Source organism: Pseudomonas sp. NUPR-002 (assembly GCF_056322725.1).
Genome location: NZ_CM150476.1, coordinates 3,021,995 through 3,035,874 on the forward strand (window position 1 = coordinate 3,021,995; position 13,880 = coordinate 3,035,874).

At 54.1% G+C, this 13,880-nt stretch carries 11 protein-coding genes; 5 read left to right on the forward strand and 6 right to left on the reverse strand.

The genetic code is table 11. The features are described from left to right. The first annotated feature begins 2 nt into the window (after nucleotides 1-2). The 5 genes from ACVWSC_RS13755 (at nucleotide 3) to ACVWSC_RS13775 (ending at nucleotide 5,381) form a co-directional block, all read left to right on the forward strand. The gene (locus ACVWSC_RS13755; protein WP_169918917.1) at nucleotides 3-1,049 is read left to right on the forward strand and encodes a zonular occludens toxin domain-containing protein; all 1,047 of its coding nucleotides are present in this window, start codon (nucleotides 3-5) and stop codon (nucleotides 1,047-1,049) included. A gap of 53 nt (nucleotides 1,050-1,102) precedes the next feature. After that, on the forward strand, nucleotides 1,103-2,362 hold the full coding sequence (locus ACVWSC_RS13760; protein ID WP_476461737.1) for a hypothetical protein: 1,260 nt from the start codon (nucleotides 1,103-1,105) through the stop codon (nucleotides 2,360-2,362). A 947-nt stretch (nucleotides 2,363-3,309) separates the two neighbouring features. Next, nucleotides 3,310-3,933 carry a hypothetical protein gene (locus ACVWSC_RS13765; RefSeq protein ID WP_442114137.1) on the forward strand — a complete coding sequence of 208 codons (624 nt, stop codon included), beginning with the start codon at nucleotides 3,310-3,312 and terminating at the stop codon, nucleotides 3,931-3,933. A gap of 177 nt (nucleotides 3,934-4,110) precedes the next feature. Further along, complete coding sequence (locus ACVWSC_RS13770; RefSeq protein ID WP_442114138.1) at nucleotides 4,111-5,046, forward strand: hypothetical protein; 936 nt, start codon at nucleotides 4,111-4,113, stop codon at nucleotides 5,044-5,046. Between the two features lie 140 nt (nucleotides 5,047-5,186). After that, nucleotides 5,187-5,381 carry a hypothetical protein gene (locus ACVWSC_RS13775; protein ID WP_442114139.1) on the forward strand — a complete coding sequence of 65 codons (195 nt, stop codon included), beginning with the start codon at nucleotides 5,187-5,189 and terminating at the stop codon, nucleotides 5,379-5,381. A gap of 96 nt (nucleotides 5,382-5,477) precedes the next feature. On the opposite strand, the gene ACVWSC_RS13780 is transcribed toward ACVWSC_RS13775, so the two are convergent. The 6 genes from ACVWSC_RS13780 to ACVWSC_RS13805 all read right to left on the reverse strand — a co-directional run bounded on the left by ACVWSC_RS13780 (nucleotide 5,478) and on the right by ACVWSC_RS13805 (nucleotide 13,694). Beyond that, the gene (locus ACVWSC_RS13780) at nucleotides 5,478-5,855 is read right to left on the reverse strand and encodes a DUF2513 domain-containing protein (RefSeq protein ID WP_442114140.1); all 378 of its coding nucleotides are present in this window, start codon (nucleotides 5,853-5,855) and stop codon (nucleotides 5,478-5,480) included. A 116-nt stretch (nucleotides 5,856-5,971) separates the two neighbouring features. After that, nucleotides 5,972-6,991: a hypothetical protein gene (locus ACVWSC_RS13785; protein WP_442114141.1), complete on the reverse strand. Its 1,020-nt coding sequence runs from the start codon at nucleotides 6,989-6,991 to the stop codon at nucleotides 5,972-5,974. A gap of 169 nt (nucleotides 6,992-7,160) precedes the next feature. Beyond that, nucleotides 7,161-8,303, reverse strand: coding sequence for a hypothetical protein (locus ACVWSC_RS13790; RefSeq protein ID WP_442114142.1), 1,143 nt, complete (start codon nucleotides 8,301-8,303; stop codon nucleotides 7,161-7,163). 391 nt (nucleotides 8,304-8,694) lie between these two features. Next, complete coding sequence (locus tag ACVWSC_RS13795) at nucleotides 8,695-9,501, reverse strand: hypothetical protein (protein ID WP_442114143.1); 807 nt, start codon at nucleotides 9,499-9,501, stop codon at nucleotides 8,695-8,697. Nucleotides 9,502-9,576: 75 nt separating this feature from the next. After that, a complete protein-coding gene (locus tag ACVWSC_RS13800) occupies nucleotides 9,577-11,580 on the reverse strand; it encodes a UvrD-helicase domain-containing protein (protein ID WP_442114144.1) in 2,004 nt (667 codons plus the stop codon). After that, a complete protein-coding gene (locus ACVWSC_RS13805) occupies nucleotides 11,577-13,694 on the reverse strand; it encodes an ATP-dependent nuclease (protein ID WP_442114145.1) in 2,118 nt (705 codons plus the stop codon). The genes ACVWSC_RS13800 and ACVWSC_RS13805 overlap by 4 nt, the downstream gene beginning before the upstream one ends. Between the last annotated feature and the right edge of the window lie 186 nt (nucleotides 13,695-13,880).

Genomic DNA, 13,880 nt, shown 5'->3' on the forward strand with positions numbered 1-13,880 from the left:
TTATGGCTATTCATGCTTACGTTGGAAAACCCGGCCATGGCAAAAGCTACGGTGTCGTTGAGCATGTGGTTATACCTTCGCTTAAACAGAATCGACATGTTGTAACTAACATTCCACTTGCTGTTGATGATTTGTTAGCCGCATTTGGCGGCAATGTAACGCAATTGCCTTCTGACTGGTTCGAGCTTTCCGACTTGGCTGATGTAATTCCTGCCGGGTCGGTTGCAATTATCGATGAGTGCTGGAGGCGCTGGCCTGCTGGCCAGAACGTAAACCATGCTAACTTCACTGATAAATCCCTGCTTGCTGAGCATAGACATCGAGTCGATGAAAAAGGCAACTCCATGCGCGTCGTTTTGGTAACACAAGACCTCGCGCAGATTTCCTCGTGGGTTCGCCTTCTTATTGAAACAACCTACCGCATCAGAAAGCTGAGCAAGAAAGCGTTCAAGGTCGATATCTACAATGGTGCCGTAACTGGCGATGCTCCCTCAAAAACAAAGTTAGTCCGAACTACAGCCGGCACTTTCAAGTCTACGATTTTTCCTTTCTACAAATCTGCAACTCAGTCAAATTCGGGTGAGGTTGGTGATGAGTCTTCGGCAGATGGGCGTTCTAGCATCCTGCGTTCTTTTGGTCTTTGGGCTTCGCTTATCTGCGCGCTCGTCTTCGTCCTGGGCGGCATCTTCCTCGTTAAAAAATTCTTTTCGACTGATGCTCCAGGTGTGAAGCATGTTGCGTCTGCATCAGTACCGGCTAAAGGCCCCGCTGTGCCTTCCGCGCCGCCTGAACCACCGATCTCGACCACTTGGCGTCTGGTGGGCTTTGTCCACCCTTCAAAGCCTGATCCATCATCGCGGGCTATCTCGGAATCTCTGGCTCTTATTGCAGATGCTAATGGGAACACTCGCTACATATCTTTTTCACATTGCCGGTATTTTCCTGATTACACTGAGGCATATTGTCTCGTTGATGGTTTCAAAATAACAAATTGGTCTCTAAAAAAACCTAACTCAATTGTCGGGGGATTAATTGGGGGAGGGGTTTAGCGTAGCGCTAACGCCTCTCCCAATTAATCGACCAGCCATCCGGAACATATCTTATGAAAATCTGTATTTTTATTCGTCGCGCCTACCTGTCTGTTGTTCTGTTTTTCTTCCTTTCTTTTGCGCATGCTGAGTCTGTTCCGCAGCAGCTCACCTTTGATTTTCAGACAATTCAGGTTTCATCAGCTTTACAGCTTCTCGCTGATTATCGCGGCTTGAACTTAGTCCTTGACGATAATGTTAGAGGCTCCCTTTCTATGAGAATGAGAGACGTATCTTGGGACCAAGCTATCGAATATGTAACGTCAACCAAAGGCCTTTTATATTCTGTTGAGGGCAATTTTCTTCGGGTTAGTGCTTATCCACGTTCCCGCGATACATACGGCGAGGGTTCTTATCCGGTTGCACCAAATCAACAAGCGCAAAGTGGCCTTTCTTTTGGTGCTAACGCTTTTGAGATTTCAATTCTTAAGGTTCATAACATCTTGGCTTCTGATGCAGTAAAAGCTTTTCCTCTCGATACTGGAGAAAGTTTGAGTGTTGAAGACGGTTCTTCTGTGATTGTTGCTCGTATGAGTAAGCCGCGGTTGGATCAGCTTAAAACTCTTATTTCGGCGGTCGATTACTCTAGAAAACAAGTCATGATTCAGGCTCGTATCGTTCAGGTTGATCGCTCATATTCCAAGAATTTGGGCGTTCAATGGGGTGGCACTCTGGGCAGTGGCTCAGGAACTGTTTCAGGCTCTGTTCCACTTGGTTTTTCATCTGGTGCCATCGGTGCGGTTGGTATTGTCTCAAGCGCTTTGACGCTCGATGCTAGGCTTTCTGCTATGGAACAGGAGGGCAAGGGCAAGGTTATTTCCAGCCCGCGTGTTTACACCTCCGACCGTCATCAAGCCAAAATTGTTAAAGGCTCTCAGGTTCCTTATCAGCAATCGGCCGGCGACGGTGCAACGTCCACATCTTTCAAGCAGGCTGCTTTATCGCTCGACGTGACACCAATCGTTAACGATAAAGGCGTGCTGCTCGATGTCATCCTTTCAAAGGATGAGCCTGATTATTCAAACGCTATGAATGGCGTCCCACCGATCAACACGACCTCGCTGACTTCCCGGGTTTTTTCACCGTTCGGCCAGACGATTGCTGTAGGTGGTGTTTATTCGGATCTGGACACAACCGTCGTTAGAAGCGTGCCGTTCCTAGGTAAAATCCCTGGCTTCAAATGGTTGTTCACCAGCAGCTCGACAGTGTCCACCAGCACTGAGCTGGTTCTTTTTCTCACGCCGGTTCTGGTTGACCAGGCTGTGCTCAAATGATCAGCAGAAGCACCCCCACGGTGAAGCCCATGGGTACGCATAATGTATATTATGTTAAATCCTGTTTTATGTCGTAAGGGTTCAGGTGTCAGCGTTTCCTAATGATCGGACGAAAATTTTCTGAATCTGGACGCTCGAACCGTAGGAAATTCAAGACCTTGTCCTGACCTTCATGATTCCGTGTCCATCTGGATCGTTTCTTGATACTGGACGCCCTTTGCGCGGAAATTTGAAGCATCCAAACCTCCAGTCGTTTAATCGTACTCTTTCTAAATGGGTTGTCTAACATCCTCCTATCGGCGCATCGTCAGCATCCGACAAACGACTAACCACATCCGTGAAGCTCGCCCGGCTACACTTATCTTGAACTCACAAAAAGTGCATTTCTCATGGACTGGACGTCAGACCCGTTCCCAATTTTCCCCATGATGTCGACGTTCGTCCGCTGCTTAAACGAAGGCATGGATTTCCCGGCAAATGTCCATGTACAGCGACGGTTATCCGATGTCGACCCATCCTGCCTGCCAGTCGAAATGTGTCGTCACGCCGCGGACTTCATCATTGAGTCAATGCAGACCAAGCCAACACCTTGGGCTAGTCGATACTTGGACTACACATCTGTGCTACAGATGGCGCTGAACTGGAGTTTTCTGATTGATCGGCGGCCCATGACGGAATGGGATAACGAGAGCCTTACGCGATTTTTGCACTTCATAAAGCAGCCTGACGACAATTGGATCAGTCAGAGTACGGCTGGATGTCGCTTCCTGTTCAGAGGCCATCCGATTCTCACAAAGCAGCCCATTAACCCGGCATGGCGCCCATGCTATCGACCCGTCCCTGAGGCTCCGATCGTCAGCACAGTCATGCGCAAGGTACACGGTATCACCTTTCATTTTCTCAATTATTTGTGGCGTATCCGCGTTCGGAAGGAGCCGGCTCCGGTCATGGCTAAGACTCCGGAAACCCCGGCAGATAAGGGCATGGCCGCTGCAAATCTGTCGCATAAGGAAATGGATTGGCTTTTCGCACACCTCGAGTACTGGCGCCATACCAGCCCCGAATACGAGATGTGCCGATTCATGTTAGCTGTAGCGAGATTTACGACTATTCCACTGGCTAGATTATGCCGGGACGGTCAGTATGTAGGTTTGCTAAGCCAATTTATGACTTATACACGGTCGGCCAAGCTTGGTGATCCGCCTGGCTGTAGCCATTGGGTATTCATTGACAACCCAGGAGCGCCTCTAGAAACAGAGCGCCCGCTTTGCCCTCAATTCATTCCGATTTTGAACGACTTTGTTGAATCTCGAGGACTGACGACCAAAGATGCGCTTCCTGATGTTTGCACGCTGCAAGAAAATCGGAAGTCGAATGGCATGACTGCTGGCAGTGCCCATGGCGTGATTCAACGGCATCGGGCGGCTATTGCGAATGCCGCAAGGAATGATGAGATGCTGCCAGATGCACCACAAACTGCAGCTAAACTCGCCCAGTTGACGTTCAGCCAGGTACGTCGTTCGGCGCGCGCAAATCTGGAGCTCGCAGGTAAAAAGCCGAATATTACCTAGATGGTGTCCGTGATATTCCCCGGTTAGTTGTTGCACTCGTTTTGAGGGCACCCTTCTCTTCTTTTGCCTTATCAAGGTAGCGATTTGCGAGCGAGTTTCTCTCCAGCAGAGTTTCAACGATTGCGGAATGATGTTAAATTGCCACGCCTGATGCGAGGAATGCCCAAGGAGTGTTTCGTGAGGAATGGTTTGCTGGTTTCTTGTATGGCTCTTTCCCTTACGGGATGTGGAGATGGTGGCGAAGCCTACAGAAAGCAGGCGGAGAGTCTTCGTGAAGATGTTAGTTCTCTGCAAGCACAGATTGCAGCTGCGAAAACCAGGATCACTCAGCTCGAACAGGAAAATAAGACTCTCAAAGAGACACCGGCAGTGTTCTTAGCCCAGGTAAGAAAAGCTGTGGATGCAGGGGACGAGACGACCGCGAAAACAGCCTTGGCATCGTTAACCTCCCGCTACGCCGACTCCGCTGAAGCCACGATCGGAAATGGCCTTTTGCAGAAAATGGTCAAGGATCGCGAAGCTAAGGAACAAGAAGAGCGCCGGCTGGCGGCTCTAGGAATGAAAGCAATCCCAGTCAAAGGCTCGTTCACCGCGGACGACAGCGCCGTCTCGCTTCAGTCTGCTCAAGTGGCCGGCCAATGGAGCTTCAACGACCACGGGGATGAGTATGAGTACCGATCAGCTGAGCGTGGATCTCGGTACATCACCGCGAAGGTGACCTACTCGTCCAAGAGCAAAGATCCCCGCCTGGCCCCTCTGATCGTTTACGCATCAAACGGTGGTGAGCTTAAGCGGCTTGGTGTCATGGGCTTTGAGTTCGTTAGCTGGAGTAGCTATGCAACCTTCCTGGGTAACTACCACGACGACGCTAACGATTTTGCTCACAAGCCAAGCATCCGCTTCTCTATGGGGCTGCAAGTCCCAAATGACTCAATAATCAAGCCGCTGTACATTGTTGCCTCCTCTTCAGGTTGCGCAGATCGTCGCTCGGATCGATTCGGCAGGCCGCCAGTGAGCTACGCGACCTACAGCTGCGACCAGGCAGCTCCCGATGTGCTTCGAGCAACAGACTTTAAAGAAGGCCGGTTCGGCATCGTTAAGCGCATCGATTGATTCTGAGATAGGACTCTCATCCCATGAAAAAGGCTGTAATCGCAGGGGGTATCGCCCTACTCTGCTTGGTCGTTTACACCCAGATCACAATCTTCGCAGTACCGCCAATTGGAGCGGTACCTGAGGGAAGGACAGTCATCATGCTCCGCCTCAACAAGACGAATTTCATCGATAGCGCTGATGCGATGTGCGTGCGTATCCAGGGCTATGTGAACCTGCTTTGCCGCGGCATGACGATGGGAGCTGTGGTGAACGCTACCACCATCATTGCGCGTCTGCCCTACTCCGAAACCATCTACAAGATCAGTACAGGTGGTAACACCTACGATCGGTAACCTCGCGGATGTCAGGCTCAGTTTTTAAGCCCGATTACCAGCGCGGTTCTGAACCGTTGTCCACCGTTAGCACTGCATAGCGGTGGCGTGGGATCATCAAGGGATGTCTATTCCTAGGCGATCCTTGAGCACCTGCTTACCATAGGCTTTTCCGAGTTCAAGCATGATTGCCAGGCTCGCTCCTCCGGCTTTCTCAGCCCCAGCCTTGGTAAGGCGCCAGACCTCGTTGTCCCTTATGGTGTCGAGGTATTCGTGACCACTGATAGTTAGACGTTTGGGTCTCCAGTCGAACCTGCTCATGGAGCTGAGATCCTGAGCTACAAGCAGGCCGGCTTCATCAAGCAGCATCACGTGGTATGCGATCACTTCCTCTCCGTGCCCCTCACTAGAAAGGTTTATCCAAGAGCGTGGTGATTTGTCGCTCGCCTCGACTGCTAGCAAAATTTCTCGAACCAATTCTTTGTTCAATCTCATCGCGTTCTCTCTGTACGATCATCCCGATCAGCCGGTCTCTTCGAGCCCGAATTCCCGATAGGTCAGTCCTAAGCCCAAGTGAGGGCATCCATGCCCTACCTAGAAGACCGAGTGGCCTACATTCCCGCACCGTCATGGACATATTCAAACGTCCAGTCAGCAAGGCCTTCACAGCCATGAGCCAGGTAGTCTGGTGGTGTTACTACTCTTGGGTCAGTCCCCACTGACAGTGCGGTAAGGCCTGCACTCTGAGCCGATGGGGGTAAACCGTCCCACCAGGAGATTCGGATAGCATGATTCTCACAGGCCAGTGAAAGCCGCATCAGCATATCCTCAAGCTTTGCACCCTGGATAAACCCTTCCTGCATGGACTCACGCACCCACTGACAAGATTGGTCGCTCGACACATGCCACGCGAGCACGTACGCCCAACCGTCCTGCGTGGGAGCGGTAAAGAATGTCAGTAAGTCGAGCGCCTCGGCCTCTGGCCCCAGATCCTGGAGCTTGCGACCAAGAAAGTCATAATCTGGGAAGAGTAGTCCTGAGGCCTGAACCGAGCATGGTGAGCTCGACCGAAATGCGATAAACCGAAACTGCGCGAAATTGCCTTGTGAAATTGCCGCATCGCAGATGAGTTTGTGTCGGTGGAGTTGTTGAAAACCAAATGCCTGTCCTTGAGCTGAGTCCAGCAGCAGTTGGCGGTTTGCCTGAGGTACGCCAGGGTGATCAATCATCGCTGCTAGAGAGCGTGCGGCGTTTTCTTTCACGAAGTACTCGCGACAAATGCTGCGGTACACATAGAGAGCAATCTGTTCGTGATCGAATGCCAGCGGTCTGTCATCGATTGGTGCGAACAACCTGTTGTCGTGGTGCTTGCACATGCCACGGAAGGTGGACACCTTATTGATGCCTACTTTCTTCAGTTGAGGCTTACCCCCGGTGGATTTCAACGTGGTGAGATCGGCGGACAGTTGGTAGACATGACCCTGTTCTACGATCAGGTTTAGCTGACCACCCTTCTGAATTGAGTGCGCGGAGATGATGGCGTCGCAGCGGGCCCCATTGTCGTAGTGGAGGCACCGCCCCCTGTTGCGCTGCTGCGCCATTGCTGTCTGATGCGCATGAGTGAAGGACATGTCGGTCTCTACTGGGGTGGGAACTGGAGTAGCATTGTTTTGGCATTGCTAGCGATGTCTAGGGTGCCATTAAACTGCGTCGGAGAGTCGAGTTCGATCAGACCCGTGTGCTGGATTTCAGGATTCAAGAGCCAAAGCCCAAACGCGGTCACTGCTAAGGCTGTTGCCCTCATTCACAGGCTCGGCGTAGTCGCTCTGCGAAGAGCGGCAGGAAAAGCGCGGATTCAGCTACCTGCCACCAGACCTGGTTCTCATGCTCGTCGGTGGTTGCCAGCAGATCGTGAGCCAGAAAAACTTCAAATCCCGCCCGGGCGACCTTGTCCTCAGCGCTGAATTCGTAAAGCCCCCCTTGGACAAGCAGCTTCTTGACGATCAGGGGCAATAACCAAGCCGAGAAAATTAGGTGGTTATGGCGAGGCCAGATGCTTCCCTTCTCACCATTTGCGGGGCCATGAGCTGCGGCGTTTCGAGCGGCACAGAAATCGTGAACCCAGGCGTCGAGCGGGCGATTGACGTTTTTGTCCCAGTGCTTGCGCCACCACGACTCGTCCAGGTTTCCTTTATGCCAAGTGGGCGGGTTCGGTAGCTCATCGAAGTGCTCGTTGATGGCCCTGCGGAAGGCAGCTTTTTCATGCGGGACGTTGAGCAGCGTGTCTACGGCAACCCTCATCAGGATCAGCTCGGATCGCTCATCCATGGATGGGGCATCGGTATTGGCCCTGAGAAATGACACGATCGCCTCGTCTATGCGTTCCTTTAGTTCCCCGTCAGGTAGCTTGAGCAGTGCTTCGAGCAGTGGCGTGTCGATCGAGATCCCCGCGCGATTGTCGACGTGGTACGGCCGAATGAACTTGAGCCCTCCACTCCCCGCCAGCATGTTTCGCGTTCCACCGTCACGCCGGCGGGTGGTCGTGCAGGAGTGAGCCGGTGAGGCAATATCAAACCTCTGCGCGACGACCTGGAGTGTGTCGGCGTTGTAGTACTTGAACGCTGAGCATAGCGATCGGCCTGCCAAGGCGGAGAACGCAAGATAGGAACTCTGCACCAAGCGCTGCTGGATCTGAGCGTCCGAAACCTCCATGCCAGGTGTGTCATCGTTCCAGATGACAAGCGCTGCCTGATGGACTGGATGAGAGGGCTGAGAACCGAATCCCCGGTCGCCGTAGTTGCCCAAGACACCATCGAAAGCTGCCTGCGGGATGCCCAGAAGCTCGCCAGGTAGTCGCCCCCGCTCGTAAGGCATCAAGCACATGTCAGCGATCCGCAGCTCTTCAGCAGCCGCTACCCACGGCAGAAAGAACACTACTGCCATAGCCGCCCTCCCTTCACTTTGTCATCGGCTGAATGATCTTAACCCACCGAGGAATGATCAACTGGGTCTGATGCCTCCCTCTGCACTGGGCGTCTCGTGATGTCTTGTCGAAGGCGAAGCAGATGGGAATCTGCGGCTCTCGTAGTCGACCCGTTCACCCGATCGCCTTGGTGCAGCCGGGGGAAAACTAAGACATAGCTAAGATTCTCTAGCCAACCGTGACAAAAACCGCAAAAACTAAGGTAAACCTTAGTTTTTAGATCCCGATCTTAGGCGGTGGGTGCCCAGCCGAATGCGTATGAGGCTCCCCCAGAACTCAACATTTGCTCGGTCGTGGGGAACCCTTCAAGACTGCAGCTGGAGTCCAGGGCCCAAACGACACATTACCCACCTACCCTCGCTTGCGACGGATGCGCTTCGCCGTTGGCTCATTTCTGACGATGAGCAGCTCGGAGTCCAAGACTGTACGCGAAATAAATGCGAGCGTGCGAAGCGTAGGCTCGCCATCGATTGCCCGCGCGACTTCATCTGGATTGACCGACTTGTGCCCGATCAGGCGCCGGCCTCTGCTTTTACGGAGCGCGTCAACGATCAGCTGGCCAAGTTGGCGAATCCCGCCCTCATCCAGATCCCGGGTGGCTCGTTGATCCCGGGAGGTACCTAGAAGATCACTCATCATGTGGGTTTTAACTTGCGATGGGTCATCCGAACATCGGTAGGCCACAGGGTGGCTATTGAACACGACGTAGTGCTCATCATCGTCAGGCAACACACCGATATCATTGGGGCGGAACCCGAATGAGTTGTCGACGATCTGCTTCGACAGGTAATGCGTATTGAGCTCGGCGCTTAGATGGAACGCTGGGGCTACGTAATAGACTTCGCTACCCGTGTTTTCGAGCTCCAGTAGCAAATCATGCTGCGCGGAATGCCGTAACGCATGCAGGTGCCAACGGTAGTAGGCGCCCCCCATCAGCGTGAATTCCTTGCAGTTTGTGCGCTCCAAGCGATGGCTCAGCTTGAACTGCAGAAACAGTGGCGATCCGAAAGGAATCTTGACGTCGTAGCCACCACCCGGTTTTCCCTCCTTCTGCAGTGAAGGAAACTCGGGGGCAGCCACTACATGAGCGCCAGGCGCTGTGATCAGCTCGTTGGTGAAGGCGAAGCCGTAGGAAAATTCTGACATCTCGGGTTTCATTATTGCTGCGTCCTTGCTGTTGGTCATTCATGGCAAAGCATCGGGCTTTACTGTCCGCACAGTGGCGGTCGGTGACTAAGGGGCGGGTGCTGACGCTGCAAGCTCCAGAATCGACCAGCCAGCTTTCTCAAGCGCAGCCCTGCGTTTTACCCCAGTAGCGCCCTCCCCCAATGAACTCTGGCGTATGGCCAAGCACAACATGTGCGACGGACGGGTCATCCCGACGTACATCAGCATCATGTCTTTCTTCGCTGTTTCCTGAGGCCTCTTGGTAGCTGCTTTTTTGCCCTCAAGACATGGCATGAGTTTCTGGATGAAGTGGCTGCCCCTAAAGGTCTCCAAGATTATCGTCGCTGCGTGCGTCTTGCCCTTTTCCGAGTGAATGGATGACATCCGGATATCGACGCCGGCGGAGACATCCTGGAAACGGTAGGTGTTTACAAGGGATCCCCCTGTTTCTCCGGCTTCAGTGGCAACCGGAGCCGGCTCATAGGCAAGGTATTGGCGGCCCAGGATTTCAGCTGCCACACCCTCAGAATCATAGAGCGCGGCAGCCAGCGCCATGAGTTTCGGTGCGATGACCTTGACCCAGTCCTGCTGAGTGATTTCGGACGGCACAAACAGCATCTGCTGGAGACACTCGCGGTACCGAGCGAAGGCTTCGGGCTTGGTCGTGAATTTCTCATGTACAGCGGCTTGGTGCCGACCTCGTATCTGAACCAGGCTACGAGGGAAAGCCAACTCACCGAGGTTGATCAGACACGAGGCCAGAAGCTCAACGGCTGAATTGGCCGTGGGCTCCTTCATCGCATAGCGGCGCGCGATATGTGCGCCCTCGGCAAACGTGCGGGGCTTGAACGACGTCTTGGTCGTGTCAGACCGATAGGATGGCCAATAATGCTCCAAGGCTTTCGGGTACTGGTTGGGTTTGAAGTTCTCAAGCCGATGCACGGCGCCGACGGCGAACACACCCTTCTCGCGGATATCTTCCGGTAGATGTTTCAGCACCAGCTTGCCGAATTCGTCCAGCACTCCGGTTGCATCCTTGTCCGGAAAGACGATGATCGTGTTCGGGATGGTGCTGGGTTCGCCTTTAGTCCGCAGCCCTTTCAAGCCATCTGTGATCGGGACATAGGCAAACGGGTTGGCAATCGACGCAATGGCCTGATCAAAGCGGAAGCTGCTGGCGATCTCCAACTGACGCTTTGGGTCAGGGAACGGATCCGACTGTGGTGTCTTCTTCTCAAAGATTTCCTGGTTTGGGTCGCCAACGCGGATGACGCGAACATCTGGGTCATCGTGGGGAAAAACCCGTTGCAGTATGCCCGCCTGGTCAGGTTGGGTGTCCTGCATCTCATCGATCAACACGCACGGGAAGCGCAGACGCAATGCGCCGCCCACAGCTGGCTCTTGGTCGAGTAAGGCGTGGCCCAGCACGAACACTTCATCGAAGCAGAAATAACCTGCCTTGGCAGCGCCGCTCAGCGATTTCACCACACTTTTGTAGGTGGCGGTGTGTGGCGCAAAACCGATTTCTTCATCCCCCAGTGGATGATCGAAATCAGCAGACCGGACTCGCAAGCTGTGGAGGCTTTTGTGCTTCATCTCAAAGGCCGTCTTAGCACCAAAATGCTCGCTATCCGTCAGCTTTCTTCGGCGTGCCTTATGCGTGAGGTCATCGTCAATGGCCTGCAGTGCAATCCCTTTCGAGCGCAGCCATGGTGAAGCCAAGAATCGTCCGGTGAAACCATGGATGGTGTCGATATAGTGAGGGAAGCGCAGCAGCCGTTGACCTACTTCCGTACCGCCGAGGCGTTTCTCGATCTCTTCCCTGGCCGCGTTGGTGTGTGAAAGCACGCAGATACCCTGCATACGGCTCTTCCAATGGCGAGCCAGGATGGCCAATTTCGCCACGACCAGGGTCGTTTTGCCGCTCCCCGGGCAAGCCGCTACATCGATGGTATCCATGGATTTCAAGAAATCACGACGAGGCTCGTCCAGCGTTTCCAGCCCCATGAGCTTGATGACCCAATCCACATCGGCATCAGTGATGGGGGCAACCAGTTGGCTAAGCGTCATTCGGCGACCTCTTCCAGCGGATCAGCTGAGCCTGCCGGTGCTGCCGACACCACGAGAGTGTGAGCCGGGCTGGAGGTTGTGGTCAGTGCGGCACCTCCGGTTGCGTACTCGATCGCGTGGACAACATAAGTGGGCAGCAGCCCACGCAGCGTCGTGGCGTCCAGGGTTTTGTTTTCAAACCGCTGGTCGATCAAATCGATCAGGTGCTGGGCTGCGATCGCTTTAGAAGCTCTTTTGAACAGTTTGTAGATCGCGGAACACCTTGCATCCTCGGTGGCATAGGTCGTCTGGATCTTGTCGAAAGCTGTCCGCGCCTTCTTCAGCAGCGTGACCTTGGTCTCCTTGCCTTCGTCGATCTTTTCCTCATTGATGGCCAGGTATGCGGCATGGTGGACTTCCTTCGAAAGCCCCTTGAACGCCAGGTCGTACTCAAGCGTCCAGTGATCCGCAACGAATGTGCGCACGCATTGCCCGTCACTTTCTGCTCGCTTCTCGCGGTGATCCTTGAGTCCTTTTTCAAGGTCAAGCGGTGTGGCACCGAAGTCTTTCATCGCGCGCCAGCGTCGATCGGCTTTGTCTGGCCATACAGCCCCTTTTACTCCCTTTAGACTCAAAATCTCGGGGGCACAGTCCGGCATCACGTCCATGTCCGTAATGCAGGCGGTAGGCACGGATATCTCGCCCTTGGAGGTGTCTTTTCGCTGCAGGATTTTCGAGTAGCGCCGCAAACCAACACCGCCCACGTTGATGATCGATACGCCATGCTTGGTGAGATCTTTGCCAAGTCGCCGAGCGAGCGACGGCAACAGAATGGCTTCGGCATCGCCTTCTACGACCAGCAATCCCTTGGCGAAGAACAGACCCGCTTTGGTCACGTCTAGGAAGCGGCTGAGGAAGCGATAGTCGTCAGGAGCAAGGCAGGTTTGCTCTTCTGCAAGGGAGAACGCCTGCTGCCGCTGCATCAGAACCAGGTTCTGCAACGGAATTTTCGAACTCAGGTTGGGGCTGTGCGTGGTCAATATGACTTGAACCGGCCTCAAGCCTGTAGCTGGCTGAGCCGCAGCCTCAAGAAACTCCATCAACTGGAGCTGGCGCTGAGGATGTAGGTGCGCTTCTGGCTCTTCGATGAGGAGCAACGGAAGTCCGTCGGGCTCCTTACCGAGCAGCAGTAGCTCACAGGCCATGAACAGCACGTTGTTCGAGCCCAGCCCATAAACGCCGCGGGCTTCACCTGTGGCGTGATCCAACAGCCCCAGCTCCAAACGCTCCAGGATCTGTTTGAGTTTGGCGGGATCCGTTCCCGCCTCCCCGAAACCAATGCGACTTGTCAGTGGCTGGCCAGCAAGGGAGAGCGGACGCAGGTAGGTGTCGTTGATTTCCTTCTGCGCGGAGACGATTGCGCCGTGGCTGTTCACCAGGTGGCGAAGATAGTCGCCCATGCCTGCAATACTGAGGGCCTCAGCGTCAGCAAGGTCAGCTGGAAGCGCCGCAGGATCAAAGGCGCTGCCGGCGTCAATATTCGGGAAACTACTGAGTACTTGAGACAGGCGGGAGTTTCTGCCCGGCGACATCTCTCGTTCTGCGTCGCGCAGCGGTTTCAGGTACGCGGTGGCCAGTAGTTGCCGTACACCCACGTCCAAGGACGGGCCTTCTCCGTTTTCACCCGAACGAATCGAGATGTCGACCCATTTACGAGTCGAGGCAGAGGCAACGATGCGGCGAGCCGACCAGTGAACGTAGAGCCTCCCAACACCATCCTTGTAGGTCACGTACTCAGCGAAAGCGCCGAGTTCCGCGGAGCTCAGTCCTTCCAGCGTACACCTGAGAGTGATGGCTTCCGCCTGGGTGCCATCGTTGGCGATGTGAAAGTCCTCAATCTGAAGCCTCAGATACTCAGCATCACGAGTCTGCAGAACGTAGCGAATCGCATCGATCACTGCGGTTTTACCCGCGTCGTTTTCACCTACGAGGGCAGTCACGCCTTCGTTGAACTGGATGTTCAACGCATGACCGCCTTGGCCGAACTGGCGGAAGTTTTCGATTTTCAAAGCCGAAAGATACACAGCGCTGCCCTCACCTGATTCAGTGGCAGGGAGAGGGTTGCTGAGCGTCAACCTGGCCGACACCATCCCTCCCTGGATGTGCTAGCTATATGCCATGAAAAATCCATTGGGGCTAGACGATTCGGCCGGTTCCTACCGGGGGGGTTGGTCATTCGGTATACCCGCGTGGTTGTGTAGCCGTCGCGGATATCAGCACAGCCCAAATTGATGGCCGCGTAGCCCGCCCAAGTCGTCAAG